The sequence below is a fragment of the Amycolatopsis sp. NPDC051373 genome, assembly GCF_040689465.1.
Lineage (GTDB): Bacteria > Actinomycetota > Actinomycetes > Mycobacteriales > Pseudonocardiaceae > Amycolatopsis.
Window position 1 is genome coordinate 1 of record NZ_JBFBAE010000024.1, and the last position, 23,553, is coordinate 23,553.

The 23,553-nt window shown below is 69.7% G+C and carries 18 protein-coding genes; 6 read left to right on the forward strand and 12 right to left on the reverse strand.

All coding sequences use genetic code 11. The annotated features are described in order from the left end of the window. Nucleotides 1–452: 452 nt before the first annotated feature. Together glnA and AB0383_RS35775 are read right to left on the reverse strand one after the other, a co-directional pair. Nucleotides 453–1,796 (reverse strand): type I glutamate--ammonia ligase, encoded by a 1,344-nt coding sequence (glnA, locus tag AB0383_RS35770; RefSeq protein ID WP_220246546.1) that lies wholly within the window; start codon nt 1,794–1,796, stop codon nt 453–455. 76 nt (nt 1,797–1,872) lie between these two features. Next, the gene (locus AB0383_RS35775) at nt 1,873–3,153 is read right to left on the reverse strand and encodes an MFS transporter (RefSeq protein ID WP_366189667.1); all 1,281 of its coding nucleotides are present in this window, start codon (nt 3,151–3,153) and stop codon (nt 1,873–1,875) included. Nucleotides 3,154–3,243: 90 nt separating this feature from the next. Between AB0383_RS35775 and AB0383_RS35780 the strand changes: the two genes are divergently transcribed. After that, nucleotides 3,244–3,909 carry an LppX_LprAFG lipoprotein gene (locus AB0383_RS35780; protein WP_364187689.1) on the forward strand — a complete coding sequence of 222 codons (666 nt, stop codon included), beginning with the start codon at nt 3,244–3,246 and terminating at the stop codon, nt 3,907–3,909. Between the two features lie 10 nt (nt 3,910–3,919). On the opposite strand, the gene AB0383_RS35785 is transcribed toward AB0383_RS35780, so the two are convergent. Then, nucleotides 3,920–5,479 carry an alpha/beta hydrolase gene (locus tag AB0383_RS35785; protein ID WP_366189727.1) on the reverse strand — a complete coding sequence of 520 codons (1,560 nt, stop codon included), beginning with the start codon at nt 5,477–5,479 and terminating at the stop codon, nt 3,920–3,922. A 180-nt stretch (nt 5,480–5,659) separates the two neighbouring features. Here AB0383_RS35785 and secA2 point away from each other — a divergent pair, with 180 nt between their 5' ends. Both secA2 and AB0383_RS35795 read left to right on the forward strand, forming a co-directional pair. Further along, nucleotides 5,660–7,999, forward strand: a complete 2,340-nt coding sequence (secA2, locus tag AB0383_RS35790; RefSeq protein WP_366189668.1) for an accessory Sec system translocase SecA2 — start codon at nt 5,660–5,662, stop codon at nt 7,997–7,999. A 195-nt stretch (nt 8,000–8,194) separates the two neighbouring features. Next, nucleotides 8,195–9,916: an NAD+ synthase gene (locus AB0383_RS35795; RefSeq protein WP_366189669.1), complete on the forward strand. Its 1,722-nt coding sequence runs from the start codon at nt 8,195–8,197 to the stop codon at nt 9,914–9,916. A 9-nt stretch (nt 9,917–9,925) separates the two neighbouring features. Here the strand turns inward: AB0383_RS35795 and AB0383_RS35800 are convergent, their stop codons facing one another. From AB0383_RS35800 to lysX, 3 genes are all read right to left on the reverse strand, one after another. Beyond that, nucleotides 9,926–10,459, reverse strand: coding sequence for a methylated-DNA--[protein]-cysteine S-methyltransferase (locus AB0383_RS35800; protein ID WP_366189670.1), 534 nt, complete (start codon nt 10,457–10,459; stop codon nt 9,926–9,928). A gap of 32 nt (nt 10,460–10,491) precedes the next feature. Further along, nucleotides 10,492–11,070, reverse strand: coding sequence for a hypothetical protein (locus AB0383_RS35805; RefSeq protein ID WP_366189671.1), 579 nt, complete (start codon nt 11,068–11,070; stop codon nt 10,492–10,494). A gap of 71 nt (nt 11,071–11,141) precedes the next feature. Beyond that, nucleotides 11,142–14,465, reverse strand: a complete 3,324-nt coding sequence (gene lysX / locus AB0383_RS35810) for a bifunctional lysylphosphatidylglycerol synthetase/lysine--tRNA ligase LysX (protein WP_366189672.1) — start codon at nt 14,463–14,465, stop codon at nt 11,142–11,144. A gap of 240 nt (nt 14,466–14,705) precedes the next feature. Between lysX and panB the strand changes: the two genes are divergently transcribed. Further along, on the forward strand, nt 14,706–15,584 hold the full coding sequence (gene panB, locus AB0383_RS35815; RefSeq protein WP_364187707.1) for a 3-methyl-2-oxobutanoate hydroxymethyltransferase: 879 nt from the start codon (nt 14,706–14,708) through the stop codon (nt 15,582–15,584). Nucleotides 15,585–15,603: 19 nt separating this feature from the next. Here panB and AB0383_RS35820 read toward each other — a convergent pair whose 3' ends face one another. Next, nucleotides 15,604–16,446 carry a cytochrome c oxidase assembly protein gene (locus tag AB0383_RS35820; RefSeq protein ID WP_366189673.1) on the reverse strand — a complete coding sequence of 281 codons (843 nt, stop codon included), beginning with the start codon at nt 16,444–16,446 and terminating at the stop codon, nt 15,604–15,606. Between the two features lie 112 nt (nt 16,447–16,558). Continuing rightward, complete coding sequence (locus AB0383_RS35825) at nt 16,559–17,503, reverse strand: undecaprenyl-diphosphate phosphatase (RefSeq protein ID WP_366189674.1); 945 nt, start codon at nt 17,501–17,503, stop codon at nt 16,559–16,561. A gap of 531 nt (nt 17,504–18,034) precedes the next feature. Here AB0383_RS35825 and pip point away from each other — a divergent pair. Next, on the forward strand, nt 18,035–18,988 hold the full coding sequence (gene pip, locus AB0383_RS35830; protein ID WP_364187714.1) for a prolyl aminopeptidase: 954 nt from the start codon (nt 18,035–18,037) through the stop codon (nt 18,986–18,988). Here the strand turns inward: pip and AB0383_RS35835 are convergent. Continuing rightward, a complete protein-coding gene (locus AB0383_RS35835) occupies nt 18,985–19,548 on the reverse strand; it encodes a TetR family transcriptional regulator (protein WP_366189675.1) in 564 nt (187 codons plus the stop codon). The genes pip and AB0383_RS35835 overlap by 4 nt on opposite strands. Nucleotides 19,549–19,603: 55 nt before the next feature. Here AB0383_RS35835 and AB0383_RS35840 point away from each other — a divergent pair, with 55 nt between their 5' ends. Continuing rightward, entirely contained in the window at nt 19,604–20,383 is a 780-nt protein-coding gene (locus tag AB0383_RS35840) for an SDR family NAD(P)-dependent oxidoreductase (RefSeq protein ID WP_366189676.1), read from the forward strand. Nucleotides 20,384–20,388: 5 nt separating this feature from the next. On the opposite strand, the gene AB0383_RS35845 is transcribed toward AB0383_RS35840, so the two are convergent. The 3 genes from AB0383_RS35845 to AB0383_RS35855 all read right to left on the reverse strand — a co-directional run bounded on the left by AB0383_RS35845 (nt 20,389) and on the right by AB0383_RS35855 (nt 23,535). Further along, nucleotides 20,389–21,198: an ABC transporter permease gene (locus tag AB0383_RS35845; protein ID WP_220246532.1), complete on the reverse strand. Its 810-nt coding sequence runs from the start codon at nt 21,196–21,198 to the stop codon at nt 20,389–20,391. Nucleotides 21,199–21,207: 9 nt separating this feature from the next. Next, nucleotides 21,208–22,089, reverse strand: a complete 882-nt coding sequence (locus tag AB0383_RS35850) for an ABC transporter permease (RefSeq protein WP_364187719.1) — start codon at nt 22,087–22,089, stop codon at nt 21,208–21,210. A 237-nt stretch (nt 22,090–22,326) separates the two neighbouring features. Next, nucleotides 22,327–23,535: an ABC transporter substrate-binding protein gene (locus AB0383_RS35855; protein WP_364187722.1), complete on the reverse strand. Its 1,209-nt coding sequence runs from the start codon at nt 23,533–23,535 to the stop codon at nt 22,327–22,329. Nucleotides 23,536–23,553: the final 18 nt, after the last annotated feature.

Genomic DNA, 23,553 nt, shown 5'->3' on the forward strand with positions numbered 1-23,553 from the left:
TAGTTCACTAGCACACTGTTGAGTTCTCAAGCAACACACCGCAACCCAGCCCACCCAGCAGGCAAACCAGATCACCGCGTTGTTTCAAGCTATTTGGTCGAGCATGCCGACACCTGCAAGTAGCTTGCAGAAGCTCGGCGGCCGCTCGTGGGCCGACGCTGAACATTACCTGGTCCGTTTCGCGGTGTCAACCCGCTCGGCCCTGGCGCCCCGTTCCCTTGGGGCTTTCGGCCCCGCCGGCCCGGTGTTCCTGGCGACGAAGAGAAGATTACATGCCCCGCAACGGCCCGAAAACAGGGGGGTCACTTAACGACATATCCGCAGGTCAGAGGCCGATTCGACCCCGTGCGCACGGCTACCGACGGCAACGGGCGGCCGGCCGGAAACGAGAACCGGCTCCCCCGCCCGCCACGAAGGCAGGGCAAGGGAGCCGGATTCGAACAGCGCCGGGGTCAGAGGACCGGCAGCAACGTCCGCAGCTCGTACGGCGTCACGGCACTTCGGTAGTTGTCCCACTCGGCATGCTTGTTCCGGAGGAAGAAGTCGTAGACGTGCTCCCCCAGCGCGTCAGGCAGCAGCTCGGAGCGCTCCATCTCCGCGAGCGCCTCCCCGAGGTTCTGCGGCAGCTGCGCGTACCCCGCGGCACGGCGCTCGGACTCCGACAGCTGCCAGATGTTGTCCTCCGCGGGCGGCGGAAGCTCGTAACCCTTTTCGATGCCCTTGAGGCCGGCGGCGAGGATCACCGAGTACGCCAGGTACGGGTTGCACGCCGAATCCAGGGTGCGGATCTCCACCCGCCGGGAGGATGCCTTGCCGGGTGAGTACATCGGCACCCGCACCAACGCGGAGCGATTGGCACGGCCCCACGACACCGTCGTCGGCGCTTCACTACCGCTGATCAGGCGTTTGTACGAGTTCACCCACTGGTTGGTGACCGCGGAGATCTCCTTCGCGTGGTGCAGCAGCCCGGCGACGAAGGCCTTCCCCGTGGCGGAGAGCTCGTACGGGTCCTCCGCGTCGTAGAACGCGTTGCGGTCGCCTTCGAACAGGCTCACGTGCGTGTGCATGCCCGAGCCCGGCTGGTCCGTGAACGGCTTCGGCATGAACGTCGCGCGCACGCCCTGCGTCAGCGCGACCTCCTTCACGACGTACCGGAACGTCATCACGTTGTCGGCCATGGTGAGGGCGTCGGCGTACCGCAGGTCGATCTCCTGCTGGCCGGGCGCACCCTCGTGGTGGCTGAACTCGACGGAGATGCCCATCGCCTCGAGCGTCTCGATGGCGTGGCGGCGGAAGTGCGTGGCCGTGGCGTGGCTGGCCTGGTCGAAGTACCCACCGTTGTCCGCGGGCTCGGGTTCGCTGCCGTCGTCGGGCAGGTTGGCCAGGAGGAAGAACTCGATCTCCGGGTGCACGTAGCACGTGAAGCCCGCTTCACCGGCCTTCGAGAGCTGGCGACGCAGCACGTGGCGCGGGTCGGCCCACGACGGCGAGCCGTCGGGCATCGCGATGTCGCAGAACATGCGCGCGGAGTACGGGCCGCCGTCCGGCGTCTCCCACGGGAGCACCTGGAACGTCGACGGGTCCGGCTTCGCGACCATGTCTGACTCGTAGACGCGCGCGAAGCCCTCGATGGCGGAGCCGTCGAAGCCGATCCCCTCGCTGAACGCGCCCTCGAGCTCGGCCGGCGCGACCGCGACGGACTTGAGGAACCCCAGCACATCGGTGAACCAGAGCCGGACGAAACGGATGTCGCGCTCTTCCAAGGTCCGGAGCACGAATTCCTGCTGGCGATCCATGGCCGCACCCTAACGACGGCGTGTTAACGACATGTTTCACGACGCGCCGGAAGTGTCCACAATGCGCGAACTCTCCTCAGGCCACGAACGTGAGCTCGCGTTTCCCGGATCGGGTGATCGACACCGACGCGATCGAGGCGACCACCGCGAGGCCCGCCGCCACGTACCAGGCCAGGGCGTAGTCGCCCAGCTGATCGCGCACGGCGCCGGCTGCGGAAGCCGCGAACGCGGCGCCCAGCTGGTGGCACGCGAAGACCCAGCCGAACACGATCGGGCCGGCCTCGCCGAAGGAGCGGATGCAGAGCGCAACCGTCGGCGGGACCGTGGCGACCCAGTCGAGACCGTAGAAAAGGATGAACGCCCACATGCTGGGCTGCACGGAGTCGGTGAGCAGCTGCGGCAGCAACGCGAGCGAGAGACCGCGCAGCGCGTAGTACACGGCGAGCAGGATGCGCGGGTCGACGCGGTCGGTGAGCCAGCCCGACACGACCGTCCCCACCACGTCGAACACGCCGACGAGCGCGAGCAGGCTCGCCGCGGTGGTCTGCGGCATGCCGTGGTCGTGCGCGGCCGGCACGAAGTGGGTGCCGACCAGGCCGTTGGTGGTCGCTCCGCAGATCGCGAAGCCGACGGCCAGCAGCCAGAACGAGCGTGACCGCATCGCCTGGAACAGCACGCTGATCGCCCGGCCCGCCGAACCGCGCTTGACCTCCGGGTGGGCCACCTCGGTGCCCTCCGGCGCGCCGTAGGCGACGGTGTCCAGGTCGGCCGGGTGGTCGCGCACCACGAGCAGCACGACGGGGACCACCGCGAGCGCCGCGATGGCGATGACCAGCGACGCCGTGCGCCAGCCGTCGTTCACGGCCAGTGTGGCGACCACGGGGAGGAACACGAGCTGACCCGTCGAGCCGGCCGCGGTGAGGATGCCGGTCACGGCGCCGCGGTGGCGCACGAACCAGCGCGTGGTGACGGTCGCGGCGAAGCTCATGGCCATCGAACCCGTGCCGGCGCCGACGAGCACGCCCCAGCACAGGATTAGCTCCCAGCTCGTGCTCATGAACACCGTGCCGCCGGCCCCGAGCGCGACCACGAACAACGCGGTCGCGGCGACGCGGCGGATGCCGAAGCGCTCCATCAACGCGGCCGCGAAGGGCGCGAAGACGCCGTAGAGCACGAGGTTGACGGAGACCGCCAGCCCGATGGTCGCGCGGGACCAGCCGAACTCCTCGTGCAGCGGGTCGATCAGCACGCTCGGCGCGGCGCGGAACCCGGCCGCGGCCAGCAGCGCGATGAACGCGGCCGCGGCCACGAACCAGGCTCGGTGGACGCGGGGCGCGGTACGAGTCTCGACGGTCACGGGAGATGAGTCTGATTCGCCTTCGGCGTCCTGGACAGTGGCTTGAAGGACACCGTCCGAAAGGATCGGGCCACGGGTAGTCTCACCGCCATGCGCTGCCGACGCTTCCTGCCGGCGCTGCTGCTCCTCGGACTCGTCGGTGGGTGCACAGCGCCCTCGCTGCCTCCGGCCGGTGACCTGCTCGGCGCGGCCGGAGCGAACTTCGCCGGCGTGCGCAGCCTGCACTTCTCCGTGGTCGTGAACGGCGTGCTGCCCGGCCTGCCGCTGAGCACCGTCGACGGCGACGCGACGCTCGACGACGGCGGCCACGCGGCCGGCACCGCCGAGCTGGAGAACGCCACGAGCGACCGGAAGCTCTCGTTCGTCCTCGACGGCACCCACGCCACGACGCACGACAGCACCGGCGCGACCTGGTCGGGCCCGGCGACGTTCACCGTCGGAGATTTCCTCGGCCCCGACAGCGGGCTCGCGCACCTGCTCAGCTCACTCGGCAACCCGCAGACCGAGACCCGCGAGCCCGTGCACGGCCTCGACACCTACCGCGTCGGCGGGGTCCTGCCCGAGAAGGTGGCCACGCGGCTGCTCCCCCAGATTCACTCGGACGTGAACGTGAAGGTGTGGGTCACCGCCGCCCAGCCGCGGCGGTTCGCCCGGTTCTGGCTGCAGGTCCCGCCCGCGACGGAGAAGGACAGCCCGGTGATGTTCGAGGTCACGCTCTCGAACGAGAACCAGCCCATCCCGGCTCCCCTGACCTGATCACAGCCGCCTAGCTACCCGCGCAACGCGTCCCGTCGGCCGGCACCGTGCCGTCGACGAGGTAGGCGATTCCGGCCTTGTCCACGCACGCGTTGCCCTGCAGGAACGCCGTGTGCTGCGTGCCCTCGAAGGTGAGCAACGCGCCCTTCAGCGCCTTCGCGAGGTTCACACCCGCCTGGTACGGCGTGGCCGGGTCGTTGGTCGTCGAGATCGTGAGCGTCTTGGGCAGCCCTTCGACCTGCGGCTCGTGTGGCGTCATGGTGTTCGGCACGGGCCAGAAGGCGCACGCGTCGCGCGCGGAGCTGGCTGGGCGGCCGTCGTCGAGGAACGGCGCCACCTGCTCGTACTTCTGCTGCGCGTCGAGGATCGTCTTGGGGTCCGTGACGCGCGGGTCGTCGACGCAGCGGATCGCGGTGAAGGCGTCCTGCGTGGTGCCGTAGCGCCCGTCGGGGCCGCGCTCGTTGTAGATGTCGGCGAGCTGTTCGAGCGTGGCGCCGCGCTGGTTGCGAAGCTCGTTGAGGCCCGTGTTGAGGTACTCCCAGAGGTTCTTCTGGTAGAGCGCCTGGATGGCGCCGGTGGTGGCGTCCTCGTACGACAGCTTGCGCCCGTCGCCCACCGGCACCGGGAAGTCGATCAGCGGCCGGGTCAGGTCCTGGAACGCCTTCGTCGCCGCAGCCGCGTTGTTGCCGAGCGCGCAGTCCTGCCGAGCGGCACACCATTTCGCGAACTCACCGAACGCGACGCCGAAGCCCTGGCCCTGCGCGACGAGGGAGTCTTCCGGGTCCTGCGTCGGGTCGACGGCGCCGTCGAGCACGAGCGCGCGGACGTTGCGCGGGAAGTCCTCGGCGTAGGTCGAGCCAAGGAGGGTGCCGTAGGAGTAGCCGAGGTAGGTCAGCTTCTCGTCGCCGAGCACCGACCGAAGGACGTCGAGATCCTTCGCGCCGTCGCGGGTGCCGACGTGTTCGAGCATGTCGTCGCCGAGTTTCGTGCGCTGGGCGCACTTGGCGGCGAAGTCCTTTTCCTGTGTCTCCTGCTTCGCGACGCCGGCGGGCGTGCCGTCGGTTTCGCTGTCGTCGGCGCGGTCCGCGTCGCGCTCGGTGTCGGTGAGGCAGCGGATCTGCGGTTCGCTCGCGCCGATGCCGCGCGGGTCGAAGCCGACGAGGTCGAAGCGTTTGCCGAGGTCGTTGTCCTTGACCTGGTCGATCAAGCCGGCCGCGGCGACCATGCCGGACGCGCCGGGACCGCCCGGGTTGACCACCAGCGAGCCGATGCGGTCGTCCGGTTCGCTCGCTTTGTGCCGCAGGACGCCGAGCGTGATGGTCTGTCCGTCCGGTTTGTCATAGTCCAGCGGGACGGTCAGCCGAGCGCACTGGATCCCGGACGCGCGGAAGGCGGACTGCGCGTCGTCCGAGGTCGCGTAGGGTGCGCAGTCGGCCCAGGTCATGCTCTGGCCGTAGAAGCGCGCCAATCCCGCGGGCACCGGTCCCACGGGCGGGTGCGATTCCGTGGTCGGCGAGGGCGCGACCTGACCGTCGTTCGACGCGCACGCGGCTAGCGTGCCGCCGAGCAGTACGGCCGCCGCGAGAGCGGCGATCCGGTGGGCGCGAGAGCTGGCGCTGGCAAGGGGAGGCACGGTTTGATCGTGCCATCCGGCGGCGGAACTCCGACGCACCACCGACGCGTTGGGTAGGTCAGCGTCGGGTGGACCAGCGGCGGTCGGAGACACGAGCAACAGGACGGGAGACCAGGGGTGGCACTGATCAGCCGGGTGGGCAAGCGGCTCCGCCGGATCATCCAGCGGCCGGGCAGCGTCGAGCTGACCCGCTACGAAGCGCTGCTGCCCGCAGTCGCGAAGCTCGAACCCGAGCTCGAGAAGCTCTCGGACGCCGAGCTCACCGAACGCGCCGAAAAGCTGCGTGAGGACCTCGGCGGCGCGAAGGTGTTCAACGACGATCAGCTGGTGGAGACCTGCGCCCTCGGCCGTGAAGCCGCGCGGCGTGCGCTCGGCGAGCGCGCGTTCGACGTGCAGGTCCTCGGCACGATGGGTCTGCTGACCGGGCACGTGGTGCAGATGGAGACCGGTGAGGGCAAGACGCTCGCCGGAGCGCTGGCGGCCGCGGGGTACGCCCTGCGCGGCAACCGCGTGCACGTCGTCACCGTCAACGACTACCTCGCCCGACGCGACGCCGAGTGGATGAAACCCGTCTACGACCTGCTCTCGGTCACCGTCGGCTGGGTCGAGCCCGCGCACAGCCGCGACGAGCGCAAGGACGCCTACGGCAAGCAGGTCACCTACGGCGCCGTGGCCGAGATCGGCTTCGACGTGCTGCGCGACCGGCTCGTGACGGACGTCGACGACCTGGTGCAGCCCGCGCCCGAGGTGGCGATCGTCGACGAGGCCGACTCCGTGCTGGTCGACGAGGCCCGCGTGCCGCTCGTGATGGCCGGCTCGATCGACCACAACGACGCCGACGAAGAGGTCGCCACGGTCGTGCGCCGGCTGCGTCTCGGCCTCCACTACGAGACCGACACCGACGGCCGCAACGCGTGGCTCACCACCGCCGGCGCGTCCGTGGTCGAGAAGTCGCTCGGCGGCATCGACCTCTACGGCGACACGGGCTCCGACCGCCTGGCCGCCGTGAACGTCGCGCTGCACGCCCACGCGCTGCTCACCCGCGACGTCGACTACCTCGTGCGCGACGGCAAGGTGCAGCTCATCAACGCCGCCCGCGGCCGCGTCGCCGAGCTGCAGCGCTGGCCGGACGGCCTGCAGGCCGCCGTCGAGGCGAAGGAGCAGGTGGCGGCCACCGACCGCGGCGAGATCCTCGACTCGATCACGGTGCAGGCGCTGCTCGCGCGCTACCCGTCGGTGGCGGGCATGACCGGTACGGCCGTGGCCGTGGCCGAGCAGCTGCGCGAGTTCTACAGCCTCGAGGTCGCGGTGATCCCGCCGAACACCCCGAACGTCCGCGAGGACCTTCCGGACCGGATCTTCGGATCGCCGTCGCAGAAGCTGCGCGCGATCGAGGAGGAGATCCGGAAGGTGCACGAGACCGGGCGGCCCATCCTCGTGGGCACCCAGGACGTGGCCGAGTCCGAGGAGCTGGCCGACAAGCTCGCGAAGGTCGACCTGCCGTGCGTGGTGCTCAACGCGCGCAACGACGCCGAAGAGGCCGCGATCATCGCCGAGGCCGGCAAGAAGGGCGCGGTCACCGTGTCAACGCAGATGGCCGGCCGCGGTACCGACATCCGCCTCGGCGGCACCGACGGCGCGAGCCGCGAGGAGGTCGCCGAGCTGGGCGGCCTGCACGTGATCGGCACCGCGCGGTACCCGTCGAGCCGCCTCGACGGCCAGCTGCGCGGCCGGTCCGGCCGTCAGGGCGACCCGGGCAGCGCGATCTTCTTCGCGAGCCTCAACGACGACCTGGTGCTCTCCAACGCACCCGACATCCCCGAGGGCATCGACGCCGACACCGAGACCGGGGAGATCACCGACCCGGCGGCGCTGCGGCAGATCAATCACGCCCAGCGCGTGGCCGAGGGCGTCGACCTGGAGATCCACCGCAACACCTGGCGCTACACGCGGCTGATCGAGCGGCAGCGCACCGAGCTGCTGGAACACCGCGACAAGGTGCTGCACACGGCGTTCGCGGCCGAGGCGCTGGAGAAGGCTCAGCCGGAGAAGTTCGCCGAGGTGAAGGAGAAGCTCGACGACACCGAGCGGCTCGAGCAGCTCTCCCGCGAGGTCGTGCTGTTCCACCTCGACCAGCTCTGGTCCGACCACCTCGCATACCTGACCGACGTGCGCGAGAGCATCCACCTGCGGGCGCTGGCCCGCGAGACGCCGCTCGACGAGTTCCACCGTGCGGCGATCCCGGAGTTCCACAAGATCATCCCCGAGTCGGCCGCGCGCGCGTCGAAGACGCTGGAGGAAGCCGAGATCACCGACGACGGCATCGATCTCGCCGACGCCGGCGTGCGGCGGGCGAACACGACGTGGACCTACCTGGTGCACGACAACCCGTTCGACTCGGACTTCGAGCAGACGGTGAAGAAGGTGCGCAGCATGATGCGGATGAAGAAGTCCTGATCCCGGAGTCGTGAAGAGCCCGGTCACCCACGTCGGTGGCCGGGTTTCTTTTTGCCCACATTCGCTCGGCCCCAGGTGCGCGGCCGGACTGTGCAGATTTGCCCAACTTCGCTCGGTCCCCGGCACACGGCCAGACTGTGCAGATTTGCCCACATTCGCTCGGTCCCCGGCGCGGGCCCGGGTCAGAATGACCGCATGCCGCAGCTGCGCATCGCCTTGGCCCAGGTCAACCCCACCGTCGGCGACCTCGACGGCAACACCGCGCGCACGGTCGAATGGACCCGCCGCGCCGCCGAGGCCGGTGCCCACGTCGTCGTGTTCCCGGAGATGTCCCAGACGGGTTATCCCGTGGAGGACCTGGCGTTCCGGGCCACTTTCGCGCACGCGTCTCGCAATTCGCTGGACGAGCTGGCCCGCCGGCTGGCCGACGCGGGCTGCGGCGAAGTGCTCACCTACGTCGGATACCTCGACCACGACGAGGCCGGCCCGCGCGACGCGGCCGCCGCGCTGTTCCGCGGCGAGATCGTGGCGAAGCAGTACAAGCACCACCTGCCCAACTACGGCGTGTTCGACGAGCACCGCTACTTCAAGCCGGGCACGGAGCTGGAGGTCCTGCGGCTGCACGGCATCGACATCGGCATGGTGATCTGCGAGGACATCTGGCAGGACGGCGGCCCGATCTCCGCGCTCGGCAAGGCCGGTGTCGACCTGGTCGTGGCGCCCAACGCGTCGCCCTACGAGCGGTCGAAGGACGAGCAGCGGCTGCCGCTCGTGGCCCGGCGCGCGGCCGAGGCCGGCGCGCCGCTGGTCTACACGAACCAGGTCGGCGGCCAGGACGACCTCGTGTTCGACGGCGACTCGCTCGTGGTCGGCGCCGACGGCACACTGCTCGCGCGGGCGCCGCAGTTCGTGGAGCACCTGCTGGTGGTCGACATGGACTTGACCTCGGGCGGCCACGCGGGCGACGGCGCCCTCGCGGGCCTGCACGTCCACCGGCGCGTGCTGAGCGCCGAGCCGCTGCCCGCGTACCCGCCGCTGACGGATCCCGTGATCAGCGAGCCGCTTTCGGACGAGGCCGAGGTGTGGTCTGCGCTCGTGACCGGGCTGCGCGACTACGTGCACAAGAACGGCTTCTCGTCGGTGACCTTCGGCTTCTCCGGCGGCATCGACTCCGCGATCTGCGCGGCCCTGGCTGCCGACGCGCTCGGCGGCGACAACGTGTACGGCGTCTCGATGCCGTCGAAGTACTCGTCCTCGCACTCGAAGGACGACGCCGCCGACCTCGCGCGGCGCATCGGCGCGCACTACCGCGTGGAGCCGGTCGAGGACATGGTGAAGGTCTACGTGGACCAGCTGGCGCTGTTGGGGCTCGCGGAGGAGAACATCCAGGCCCGGACACGCGGCATGCTCCTCATGGCACTGTCCAACCTGGACGGACACCTCGTGCTCGCCACCGGCAACAAGACCGAACTGGCCGTGGGCTACTCCACGATCTACGGCGACGCGGTGGGCGGGTTCGCGCCGATCAAGGACGTGTTCAAAACGCACGTCTGGCAGCTCGCGCGCTGGCGCAACGACGAAGCGGCCAAGCGCGGCGAAACCCCGCCGATTCCGGAGAACTCGATCACCAAACCGCCGTCGGCCGAGCTCGCGCCCGGTCAGGTGGACACCGACTCGCTGCCGGACTACGCGTTGCTCGACGACATCCTCGACGACTACGTGGAGGGCGACCGCGGCTACGCCGACCTCGTGGCCGCCGGGTTCGAGCCGGAGACCATCGACCGGGTCGTGCGGATGGTCGACCGCGCGGAGTACAAGCGCCGGCAGTACCCGCCGGGCACGAAGATCACGTTCAAAGCCTTCGGCCGCGACCGGCGGCTGCCGATCACGAACGCGTGGCGCGAGCGGGAAGCCTGAGCACAGCGCCTAGAAAAGCGTCGGTTCGTCGGGCAGCGCGCCTTCGATCACGAGCATCCGCCGCTTGGTCTCGACGCCTCCCGGGGCCGAGAAGCCGCCGTGTTTGCCGTCGGCCGCGAGGACGCGGTGGCACGGCACGATGATCGGGAACGGGTTGTTGCCCATGGCCTGCCCTACGGCTTGGGCGGCGCCCGGGAGGCCGAGCTCGTGGGCCAGGTCGCCGTAGGTCTTGGTTTTGCCGGGTGGGATCCGCAGCGCCGCAACGTAGGCACGGCGGTTGAACTCCGGGACGTCGTCCAACGCCAGCGGAAGGCCGGACAGGTCGGGGTGGCCGCCCGACAACAGCGCGGTGATCTGCTCGACCGCGATCTGGATTTCCGGCGGCGGCACCGCTTCCGTGGCGTCGGGGAACCGCCGGGCGAGGAAGGTCCGGGTGCTCGCGGGCGAGCTGCCCGGGAGCGCGGTGCCGATGATGGCCCCTTCTCGCCAGGCCAGCCCACACGCGCCCAGCGGCGTGTCGAAAACGGTGTATCCGGACGTCATCGGCCCAGGGTACGAGCGACCCCCGACAAAACTCAGCGAACGGGACGCGCAGCGAAGCGCGGCAGGGGCCTGATGACGATGTACGCGACGCCCGAGCCCATCAGCACGGCCCGCACCCCGAGCTGCACGCGGCTGAACACGCCGGCCAGGTGGCCCGGCCCGAGCAGCGACGCGACGAGGACCAGCGCCCAGGTGACGAGCACCAGCGCGAACCCCGCCATCGCCCACTCGCGCCACGGCGGCGGCCACCAGAACACGAGGCTGAACGAGCCCCCCACAAACGCGAGGTTCTCCAGCAGCTGCGCGGCGATCGTGCCCGGCACCAGCGCGTCGACGAGCAGGACGAGGCCGAAGAGCGCGAGCGTGATCGCGGCGACCCGACCCGTCCAGTGCACCGGCACCAGGCGCAACAGCGGTGGGCAGGCGAGCACGAAGGCGAAGCCCGCGACCCCGGTGGTGATCCGGAACAGCGGAACCGCCCGCAGCAACGCGTCGACGGTCTGCTGGGCCGGCGATACGCCGGTGGGCAGGAAGAATTCGAGCAGCCAGGCGGAATAGACCACCACCCCGAGCCCGACCAGGGCGACCGCGGCGAGTCGCGCAGCACGCACGCCCACACCCTAAGCGAAGCTGTGCGACGTTGCGCGCGGAGGTGTCACTTTTCCCCTGGTCGCAACGTTCCTCAGGCGTGCGGGCGCACGAACGGGAACAGCACCGTCTGCCGGATCGACGCGCCGCTGAGCATCATCAGCAGCCGGTCGACGCCGAGGCCGAGCCCGCCCGTCGGCGGCATGCCGTGTTCGAGCGCGAGCAGGAAGTCTTCGTCGAGCTCCATCGCCTCGACGTCGCCGCTCGCGGCGCGCAGTGACTGGGCTTCCAGTCGGCGGCGCTGTTCGATCGGGTCCGTGAGTTCGGTGTACGCGGTGCCGACCTCCGAGCCGAACGCGATGAGGTCCCAGCGCTCGGCCAGCAGCGGGTCGCGGCGGTGCTGGCGGGTCAGCGGCGAAACGTCTGTGGGGTAGTCGGTGTAGAAGGTCGGCAGCACTGTCGAGCCCTCGACGAGGTGCTCGTGGGCCTTCAGCACCAGGTCACCGTGCCCGGCGTCCTCCCCCACCGGCACACCGGCCGCGGTGCAGAGCCGCCGGAGCGTGGCCACCGACGTACCCGAGTCGATCTCCTCGCCGAGCGCCGCCGAAACGGCCTCGTGCACGGGGATCACCGGCCAGTCGCCGGAAATGTCGTACTCGGTCACGTGGCCGTCGGCGTCGTGGCGGCGCACGATCTGCGCGCCGAAGGCCGCTTCGGCCGCGTGCTGCACCAGCTCGCGGGTGAGGTCGCGCATCGAGTTGTAGTCGGCGTAGGCCTGGTACGCCTCGAGCATCGTGAACTCGGGGTTGTGCGTGGCGTCGACGCCCTCGTTGCGGAAGTTGCGGTTGAGCTCGAAGACGCGCTCGACGCCGGCGACGCACAGGCGCTTGAGGTAGAGCTCCGGCGCGATGCGCAGGTACATCCGCATGTCGTAGGCGTTGATGTGGGTGACGAACGGCCGCGCGTTGGCTCCACCGTGGACGGTCTGCAGCATCGGCGTCTCGACCTCTAGGTAGTCACCCTGGTGCAGCCGCTCACGCACCGCGCGGACCACCGTGGACCGCAGGCGCAGCATGTGCGCCGACTCCGGGTTCACAGCCAGGTCGAGGTAGCGCCGGCGCACGCGCGTCTCGGGGTCGGTGAGGCCCTTTCGCTTGTCCGGCAACGGGTGCAGGCACTTCGCGGTGACCGTCCACTCGTCGACGAGCACGGACAGCTCGCCTCGGCGCGAGGTGACAACCTCGCCGCTCACGCCGACGTGGTCACCGAGGTCCACGCCCGTGCGCCAGCCCGAGAGGTCGAGCACCGCGGCGTCGAGCATCAGCTGCACTTCGCCCGAAAAGTCCTTGATGCGCGCGAAACACAGCCCGCCGAGCGTCCGCAGCGCGAGCACCCGGCCGGCCACGCGCACGCGATGCCCGGTGCGCGAATCCGCCGGCAGATCGGCGAACTTGCTCACGACGTCGCCCAGCAGGTCTTCGCGGCTGAAGCCGACGGGGTACGGATCCACGCCGAGATCGCGCAGTTTGTCCAGCTTCGCGACGCGCACGCGCACCTGCTCCGGACGGCGCGCGGCCTTCGGGACGACGCGGGCGGCCCCGTCCTCGATGCGCCGGACCTCGGTCACGAACTCGTCGCTCACCGTCTCGAGCCGCAGCACGCGCGAGCGGCCCGTGGGCACGAACCCTTCGAGCGCACCGGCGACGATGCCGACGCGCGGCAGGCGGCGGGCCGAGGAGTAGCAGAGGAAGCGCGGTTCCCAGTCCGGGCCGTACTTCGCGTTGGAGCGGTACAGCGACTCCAGCTGGAAGAACCGCGACGCCAGGCCCAGCACCGAACGCCACAGGCGCAGCACGGGACCGGCGCCGATCCGCTCGCCCTCGGCGAAGACCGCGCGGAACATGGCGAAGTTGAGGGAGATCCGCTGCGCGCCGAGGTGCTGCGCGGCCGCGACGACCTCGGCGACCATGAACTCGTTGAGGCCGTTTTCCGCCCCGCGGTCGCGGCGCATGAGGTCGAGCGAGAGGCCCCGCCGGCCCCACGGCACGAAGGACAGCAGGCCGCGCAGCTCGCCTTCGCCGTCGTAGGCCTCGACCATCACGCTGCGGGCGTCGCTGGCGTCGCCGAGGCGGCCCAGCGCCATCGAGAAGCCGCGCTCGGACTCCGCGCCACGCCACTGCTGCGCCCTCGCGAGCAGGCCCTGCATCTCGTCGTCGGGGATTTCGCCGTGGCGGCGCACGCGCGAGGTGTAACCCGCGCGTTCGATCCGCTTCACGGCCTGGCGCACGGACTTGCGCTCGGGCCCGGTCAGGGAGAACTCGCGGACGTCGAGCACGGCTTCGTCGCCGATCTCCAGCGCGCGCAGGCCCGCGGCCGCGTAGACCTTCGCGCCGCGCTCGCTGGCGCCGAGGACGCCGGGAATCCAGCCGTACGAACGGGTTTCGTCGAGCCACGCGCGCACGGCGTCGGGCCACGCGTCCGGGTCGCCGATCGGGTCGGCACTGGCGACGCTGGTGCCGCCGAGCACGCGGTAGGTCACGGCCGCGCGGCCGTGGGGCGAGAAGACCACGCTCTTGTCCCGGCGCGTCGCGAAGTATCCGAGGGAGTCGTCGTCGCCGAACTCCGCGAGCAGGCGGCGCAGCGCCAACTCTTCGTCGTCGGTGCGCTGACGACGGTGCCGCACGCCGCGGAAGAGCGTGTACAGCGCGCCGGTGGCCACGAAGGTCGCGCCGAGGTCGAGCACCACGTCGATCCACGCCGGGCCTTCGCCGACGCCGATCTTGCGCAGCTGCAGGTTCTCACCGGTGGCGTGGTTGACCACCCAGACCAGCCGTTCCCACGAGTCGCCGAGCGTGCCGGGGAACGCCTCGGTGAGCGCCCAGCCGAGCGCGACCACCACGAGCAGGCCGCCGAAGAGCACCGCCAGCCCGTCGCGCCAGGCGCCGGGCGCGAGCCGCGCGGGAAACGCCGGGCGCAGCACGAGCAGGAACCAGATCAGCAGCACGGACAGCACGTCGGCGATCGCGAGGAAGCCGACCTGCATCGGGATGTGGCGGATCTGACGCGGGCCGAGCGCGAGCAGGTCGGGTGCCCACAGCAACACCGCCTGGAACGCGAGCGTGATGAGCAGCCCGCCGACCTGGAAGAGCAGCAACGTGTAGAGCGCGGCCTTCTTGCGCCGCCGCAGGGCCGCGCCGAGGACGACGAGCAGCAGCACGATCACGAGGCTCGCGCTCGTCGGCACGCTGAGGGCCGAGAAGGCCATGTCGATGCCGTTGAGCAGGTGCCCGTGGGTCCCACCGGCGAGCAGGAGCACCACCGAGAAGACGGCGGCGAGCTGCACGACAGTGGCGACGAGGCCGCCCGCCCTGGCCTTCCAGGCGGGGATGCGCCTGCGCGCGCTCGCTGGGGTTCCCATCGGTGCCCTTCTCACGTGATCCTCACGACTGGTGCAAAGACGTCAGTGAACAGCGAATGGTTGTCTCCAGTCATCACCCGGCAGGCTGAGCCGGGATCCTCCTGACGGAGCACACCACGCGCGTGTGAAGCTCATCGCACGACCTTGGGACCGACCGGCGGGCATGTCAGGCTTTGACGTGTTCTGGCTCCACGACCCGGGGACCTCACCGAGGCCTCGAGGGAAGGACGGTCGACGACGATGTCTGCCAATCCGAACGGATCCGACGAGGTGGCCGCCCCGTACGGAACCGGCGCTGCGCCCGCGCAACCCGCGGCGACCGGGCGCAAGGTCCGCGTGCACCACCTGCGTGAGCTGAAGGAACGCGGCGAGCCGTGGCCGATGCTCACCGCCTACGACATGTACACCGCGCAGATCTTCGACGAGGCCGGCATCCCCGTGCTGCTCGTCGGCGACTCCGCGGCCAACAACGTGTTCGGCTACGACACCTCGCTGCCGGTGACGGTCGACGAGCTGCTGCCGCTGGTCCGCGGCGTGACGCGTTCGGTGAAGCGGGCGCTCGTGGTGGCCGACCTGCCGTTCGGCTCCTATCAGCTCTCGCCCGAGCAGGCGCTGGCCACGTCCGTGCGGTTCATGAAGGAGGGCCGCGCGCACGCCGTGAAGCTGGAAGGCGGGCGCCGATTCGCCGCGCACGTCGAGGCGCTGACGTCGGCCGGCATCCCCGTGATGGGGCACATCGGATTCACCCCGCAGAGTGAACACAACCTCGGCGGCTACCGGGTGCAGGGGCGCGGTGAAGCGGCGGACGTGCTGCTCGCCGACGCGCTGGCGCTGCAGGAGGCCGGCGCGTTCGCGGTGGTGATGGAGATGGTGCCCGCCGAAGCCGCGAAGCGCGTGACGCACGAGCTGAAGATCCCCACGGTCGGCATCGGCGCCGGGCCCGACTGCGACGCGCAGGTGCTGGTGTGGCAGGACATGGCCGGGCTGCGCCGGGGCAAGGCGCCGCGGTTCGTGAAGCGCTACGCCGAGCTCGCCGACGTGCTCCAGGGTGCGGCTTCGGCGTTCGCCGAAGACGTGCGGCGCGGGGAGTTCCCGGCGCCGGAGCACGCGTTCCACTGAGATTTCCCGGGCCCGGGGCTCACCGGCGGCGAAACCGCTGGGCGAGCTCCGGGTCGTTCTGCCACCAGAGGCCGCCCGTGGGGGCCTCACCGGATTCGGCTTCCTCGTCGAGGCGCTCGTCGATCTGCTTCGCGCGCTTCTGGTCGTCGCGGACCCAGCGCACGAACAGCGCGCCGACGAACGGCAGGCCCGCCACGTCGCCGCCGATCCACAGCACGCCGGCGCCGATGATCTGGTCAGTGCGTGGGTCCGGGCCCCAGCCGGGATGCGCCGTGGCGTAGTGCGCGGGCGCGAGCAGCGGGCCGAGCCAGAGCACGAGGCCGAGCGCGCCGTCGAAGACGACTTCCGTGAACGAGATCCAGACCGACACGAGGTGCGAGCCGCCGCGCGGGGTCGGGTCGAGCGCCACGCGGCTGTAGAAGTAGAGGAACCCGGCGGCGATGAGGAACACCCGCACCAGGCCGCCGACCACGGGGTAATCGAGCGAGAGCCCGTAGACCGGCGTGAGGTAGATGATCACGAACGGCGCGATCAGCACGACCGTGACGGTGAGCGGGAACGTGAGGAACTTCGCGAGCGAGCTGCGGCCGTGGTGTCTCAACCACTGCGCGAGCCCGGGCGGCGCCGTGCGCATGAGCAGCGTGATCGGCGCGCCGAGGGCGAGCAGCAGCGGCGTGACCATGAGCAGCACGGTGTTCTGCGTGGCCCGGATCCAGAACAGCGTGGTGTCGTAGACGCCGAGGAACGAGCACGTGACGAGCACGATCGTGGCGAGCCCGGCGAGGAACGCTGTCGTCCGGCCGGGTGCCCAGCTGTCTTGCTTCCGCGCGGCGACGACGTAGGCCGCGCCGAGGGCGAGCACGACGACCAGGGCCGGGACGTCGGGTGTCCAGGCCGTGAAGAGCGTGGTGCCGGTGAGCGGGGTTTCGATACCACCAGTGTCCCCTTCCGGAAATCGGACCGGGACACCGCCCTCAGAAACTGAAGACGAGCAGGCTGACGATTCCGGCGATGACGCAGTAGATGGCGAACGGCGTCAAGGTGCGCGTTTCGAAGTATTTCGTGAGAAAACGGACAGAAATGTAGGACGCAATACCGGCCACCAGACTTCCGGCGAGCGCCGGGCCGAGCGACGGGCCGTTCTCCGGGGTGAACAGCGAGGGAAGTTTCAGCACGCCCGCGGCGAGGATCACCGGCGTGGCCAGCAGCCACGCGAACCGGGCCGAATCCTGGTGGCCTAGGCCGCGGCGCAGGCCCGCGACCATCGTGATGCCGGAGCGGCTGATGCCCGGCAGGAGCGCGAGGATCTGGGCCGAGCCGATGAGCACGGCCTCCTTCACGCTGAGCCTGGAGAGGCGGGCGTCGGTGGCTTCCTCAACCGTGATCGCGCGCATGACAAGGGTGTCTTCGGCGCTGAAGTCGACGGTGTCTTCCGTTGTCCTGCCTGAGATCCCGGTCTTCGGCGCAGCGCGGGAGAAGCGTTCGGCCGCGTAGAGCACGCCGCCGTTGAGGATGAGGAAGATGGCCGACGGCACGGGCTTGCCGAGGAAGTCGCGCAGCAGGCTTTCGAGCAGCAGCCCGGCGATGCCGACGGGGATCGTCGCGAGGATCAGCAGCCACGCGAGGCGCTGGTCGGCCGTGCGGACCTCGCGGTGGCGGATCGAGGTGATCAGGCCGCCGATGATCCGCACCCAGTCGCGCCAGAAGAACAGCACGAGGGCGAGCGCCGTGGCCACGTGCATCGCCACGAGCACCGCGAGATAAGGCGAATCCTCGCCGATGCTCAGATCACGCTGCCACGATCCACCGATCACCGCGGGCAACAGGATGCTGTGTCCCAGGCTGGACACGGGAAACAATTCCGACACGCCTTGCAGCGCGCCGACGACGATCGACTCGACATACGTGACCGCGGACATTCTCGAGCCTTTCTCGCGTCGGTCGGCCTTTCCTCGCGCAAGCTACCCACTACCGGGTAAACGCGGGGCAAGGGGGCGAAAGAACCTCCTCGGCGACCTTGTGCTTGTTCACATCCATGAACACGAATCATGTCCTTGACTGGTGTTCGGGCGGTGGCTTAGCGTGGTCACCAACACGAAGGCGTGAACCTCGACGAGGAGGACGGGATGCCGGAAGCAGCCGGAGCTTCACGCGCGACCCGTCGCCCGAGATCCGCGCCACGGTGAAGGAAATCGCGGACGCGGCCACCTCCCAGGTGCGCCACCGACGCGACACGGACGGGGGCCCGCTCAGCCCGGCGGCGGGGGCGGGCCTCCACCTTCTCTGCGGATGGCACTGAGGGTCTCTCTGCGGAGACGAAGGCCACGCGCGGCAGTGCACGCCGCGGCCGCGTGGACCGAGCCGGTCGACACCCGGACGGCTCGCGGCCTTTCGGCTGAACGGCGCCGCGACTCCCGTGCGAAGGCCGCCGGTCCGGCAGAGTGATCGGCATGGACGACCTCTACCCGCCGCTGCAGCCGCTGGCCGATGGGATGCTCGACGTGGGTGACGGGCACCGGATCTACTGCCAGGAGGCGGGAAACCCGCAGGGCAAGCCGGTGGTCGTGGTGCACGGCGGGCCGGGCAGCGGGATCGCGCCGATGGCGCGCAGGCACTTCGACCCCGCCGCGTACCGGATCATCCTGTTCGACCAGCGCGGGGCGGGGCGGAGCACGCCGAACGTCGGGGACCCGGACGCGGACCTGAGCACGAACACGTTGTGGCACCTCGTCGCGGACATGGAGCTGCTGCGGGAGCGGCTGAACATCCGGCGCTGGCAGGTGTTCGGAGGGTCGTGGGGGTCGACGCTCGCGCTGGCATACGCGCAGACTTACCCCGATCAGGTGACGGAGCTGGTGCTGCGCGGGATCTTCACGGCGCGGCAGCGCGAGCTCGACTGGATCTACCGCGGCGGCGCGGCGAACCTCTTCCCCGCCGAGTGGGAGGACTTCCTGGCGCCGCTGCCGGAAGCGCACCACAAGGATCCGCTCGCCGGGTACGCCGAGCTGCTCGACGACCCCGACCGCGGCGTGCGGGAACGAGCCGCGATCGCGTGGAGCGTCTGGGAAGGCGCGACGGTGGCGTTGCTGCCGCAGCAAGCGTTCCTGAACCGGTACGCCGATCCGTCGTTCGCGCTGACGTTCGCGCGGCTGGCGGTGCACTACTTCAGCCACCACGCCTGGCTCGAGGACGAGCAGCTGATCCGCGACGCCGGCAAGCTCGCCGGCGTGCCAGGCGTGCTCGTGCAGGGCCGCTACGACGCAGTCTGCCCGCCGATCACCGCGTATGAGCTGCACCGCGCGTGGCCCGGGTCGATCCTGCGCATCACGGAAGGCGCGGGGCACGCCGTGAACGACCCGGGCACGCTGGCCGCGCTGCGTCAGGCGACCGACGACTTCCGCTAGACGTCCAGCAGCAGCCGGAAGAGCCCTTCCAACGTCGAAGCCAACGCGGCCTCGTCGGTCTCGTTCAAAGCTGTGCTGCCGATCACCTTGCGCATCAACCAGAACCCCGAGATCAGCGACAGCGCCACGGCCGCGCGATCGGTTCCGCGCACACCGGGGACGACGTCGAGGATGTGCGCCTCGACGTGCTTTTCGATGCCCGCGCGCAGGATCTCGGCGGCGCGCGGGTTGGGCGCCGAGCGAAGCATCAGCAGGAACGGGTCGAGACTGTCGGCGTCCGGTGAAGTCCGCGACACCAGCGAAGCCGCGACGTCGCGCGCGAGCGTGGCCGGGTCGCCCGTCAGCACGGTCCGCTCGGTCATCGACACCTCCACCACCTCGGCGAAGAGCCCTTCCTTCGAGCCGAAGTAGCGGTTCACGAGCATCGCCGTGACACCGGCGGCCTGAGCGATCTCCCGCACGCCGACGCCGTCATAGCCGAAGCGCGTGAACGCCTCGACGCCCGCGCGCAGGATCGCTTCCCGGGTCGCCGCGGCATCGCGACGGCGTGGTGCAGTCATGTATACGAGTGTAGACTAAAACTAAATCTACACCCGTAGACCTGAACGGAGAACCATGGAACTCAACCTGACCGGTCGCCGCGCACTCGTCACGGGCTCGAGCTCCGGCCTCGGCGAAGCGATCGCGCGGCTGCTCGCGGAAGAGGGCGCCGACGTCGTGGTCCACGGCCGCGACGAAGCCCGAACCCGTGCGGTGGCGGAGAAAATCGGTGCGAAGGCCGTCGCGATCGGCGACCTCGCCACCGACGAAGGCGCGGCGAAAGTCGCGCGGCAAGCCGGCGAAGTCGACATCCTCGTGAACAACGCCGGCGCCTACCGGCACCTGACCTGGGCCGAGGCCACACCCGACGAGTGGGCGCGGACGTACGAGGTGAACGTGATCTCGTCGGTCCGCATGATCCGCCACCTCGTGCCCGGCATGCGCGACCGCGGCTGGGGCCGCGTGATCCAGATCGGCGGCGGCCTGTCCGGCCAGCCGATGGCGCTGCTCCCCCACTACAACGCGACGCTCGCCGCGCGCCACAACCTCGCGGTTTCCCTTGCGCGGGAACTGAAGGACACCGGCGTGACGTCCAATGTGGTCGCTCCCGGCGCGATCCTCGTGGACTCCGTGCGGAAGCTGCTCACGGACCTCGCGCCGGAACGCGGCTGGGGCGAGACCTGGGAGACCATCGAACCCCACGCCGCTCAGGACTTCGTGCCCAACGACGTCGGCCGCTTCGGACGGCCCGAGGAGATCGCCGGCGCCGTGGCGTACCTGGCGAGCCCGTACGGCGACTACGTCAGCGGGGCCACCCTCCGTGTGGACGGTGGCACCATCCGCTCCGTGATCTAGGAACCCTAGATCCGGCCGCCCGAAGAGCTGTCGCCGCCGGAGAGCTTCTGCGCGAAGTACACCGGCACCGTCGAGACGATGATCAGCACCGCCGCCACCACGTTGACCACCGGGGCCTGGTTGGGGCGGAACAGGTTGTCGTAGATCCAGATCGGCAACGTCTCCATGCCGGTGCCCAGCGTGAAGGTCGTCACGATGATCTCGTCGAACGACAGCGCGAACGCCAGCAGCCCGCCCGCCAGCAGCGCCGAGCGCAGCATCGGGAACGTCACCAGCCGGAACGTGGTGATGCCGTCTGCGCCGAGGTCCATCGACGCTTCCTCGAGGTTGCCACCCATGCGCCGAAGGCGGGCCACGACGTTGTTGAACACCACGACGATGCAGAAGGTCGCGTGGGCGATGATCGCCGTGAGCAGGCCGAGGTCGATGCCGAGGATCGTGCGGAACGCGTTGTTCAGCGCGATACCGGTGACGATGCCTGGCAACGCGATCGGCAGGATGATCAGCAGCGAGATCGAGTCCCGGCCGAAGAACCGGTAGCGCTGCAAAGCGAACGCGGCCATCGTGCCGAGCACGAGCGCGATCGCCGTGGCGGCCACCCCGGCCTCGATGCTGGTCCACAACGCGTGCAGTGCGCCGGCGTTGGTGACCGCGCGGCCCCACCACTCGAGGGTGAAGCTCTTCGGCGGCCAGCCGAACGTGGTGTCCGAGTTCACGGAGTTGAGCAGCACCACCAGAAGCGGGAAGTAGATCACCGCGAACCCGACCCCGAGTGCCGTCCACAGCACCACCCGGCCGGTCTTCGACATGCGCACGGCGGTCTCCTAAAGGTTGTTCAGCGCGCCGGTGCGACGCACGACGGCCAAGTACACGAGCATGATCACGACCGGCACGATGGCCACGGTCGCCGCGAACGGCAGGTTGTTGGCCGCGCCGATGTTGTCGTAGACGACGTTGCCGAGCATCTGCGACGTGCCGCCCACGATCTTCACGGCGATGTAGTCGCCCAGCGACAAGGAGAACGTGAAGATCGAGCCCGCCACGATCGCCGGGAAGGCGAGCGGCAGGATCACCGAGCGGAACGTGCGGAACGACTTCGCGCCGAGGTCACCGGAAGCGTCCACAAGGGAATCGGGCAGCCGCTCTAGACCCGCGTAGATAGGCAGGATCATGTAGGGCAGCCACAGGTACGACAGCGTGATCACCGTGGCCGCGACGCCGTAGCCGGGGCCGGAGAGGCCGAACGGGCTCAGCAGCCAGCTGATCGCGCCGTTGCCGGAAAGCAGGGTGCGCCACGCGTAGGCCTTCACCAGGTAGCTCGCCCACAGCGGCGTCATCACGGCGATCACGAGGATCCGTTGCGCCTTCGGGGAAGCGAGCTTGGCCATCGCGAAGGCCATGGGGAACGCGATGACCGCGTCGATCACCGTCACCAGCAGCGCGATGCCGACGGTCCGCAGCGTGATCGTGCGGTAGACCGAATCGGTGAACAGGGTGACGAAGTTGTCGAACGACCAGTCCGTGACCACCTTGCCGGTGAACACGTCGGTGGACCAGAAGGCCGTGATGAACAGGGCGGCGAGCGCGCCGAGGTAGGCCAGGCCGAGCCACAGCAGCGGAGCCGAAAGGAGAATGCCCAGGCGCAGCTTGGGTTTGCGGAAGAAGAAAGCCGAAGCGCGGCGGCTCGGCGGGCTCACGGCGGACATGCGAGGCACCTTCGGGGCACGGTCGGGAAGAGGGGGGTCCGGGGGCGGCGGACGAGGGGGGAGGTGCCCGCCGCCCCCGGAGCTACTGTGCGGATCGTTACCAATCCGACCACGGTCACGGCCGAATGGCTTCGGTAGCAACGGTTACGTTCCGCATGGGGGCCGGCCTACTTTTGGCCGGATCGGTAACAGGGGAATCTCACGGGTGCCGCCGAACGAGCGGCACCCGTGAGCACGTCAACCCTTGATCTCGGTCCAGGCACGGGTCCAGTCGCCGTAGTCCTTGCACTTGACGTCCGTGCGGCCGTCGAGGCACTGCGGGATCGGCGTGGTCCAGTACTGGATCTTGGCGGCGTAGGCCGCGTCGTTGGCGTGGTAGGTGTCGCACAGGGACTTGTCGGTCATCTCGGCGCAGGCCTTGGAGTTGGCCGGGGCCTCACCGAAGTACTCGGCGACCTGGGCGTTGACCTTCGGGCTGATGATGTAGTCCATCCACTTGTACGCGCACGTCTTGTGCTGCGACTTCGTGGCCACCATCCAGGTGTCCGACCAGCCGGTGGCACCCTCGCTCGGCACGGTCGCACCCAGCGGAGCGCCCTCGCTCTTGGCCAGGTTCACCGTGACCTGCCACGCGGTACCGATCACGGCGTCCGCGTTCTTGAGCGACTGCGTTTCCTTGAGGTAGTCCGCCCAGTACTCGCTGACGTTCGGGCGCTGCTTCTTCAGCAGGTCCACCGCGGCGTTGAACTGCTTGTCGTCCAAGGCGTACGGGTTCTTGATGCCGAGGTCGGGCTGGTGCGCCATGAGGTACAGGGCGGCGTCGGCGATGTAGATCGGGGAGTCGTAGGCGATGATCTTGCCCTTGTAGGGCGAGTTCACTTCGAACATCGGCGACCACGACGCCGGCTCCGGGCTCACCTTGTCGGTGCGCCAGGTCAGCACGTTGGCGCCCCAGCCGTGCGGGATGCCGTAGGCGACGTTGTTGACGCTGTTCCACGACTTGTTCTTCAGGAACGGGTAGACGTCGTTGTAGTTCGGCACGAGCGCGGTGTTGACCGGCTCGACGTCGCCCGAGGCGACCAGGCGCAGCGAGGCGTCGCCCGAGGCGGACACCACGTCGTACTGGCCCGTCTTCATCAGCGTCACGGCCTCGTCGGACGTGCCGAAGGGCTTGACGGTGACCTTGCAGCCGGTCTGGTCCTCGAACGGCTTGACCCAGTTGATCTTCGAGTCGTTGGAGCCGTTTTCGGCGTAGCCGGGCCACGCGAGCACGTTCAGCTGGCCTTCCGGCTGGCCCAGCTGGGTGAGTGCGGCCAGCTTGGGCGGGGTGAACCCCTGAGCGCCCGGTGCGGACCCCGCGTTTGAGTCGGAGCCCGACGTCCCGCAGGCCGCGAGCAGCAGGCTCACGCCGCACAGACCCGCGAGCAGCGTCTTCCTGTTCTTCATGTCGAGAGAAACCTTCCC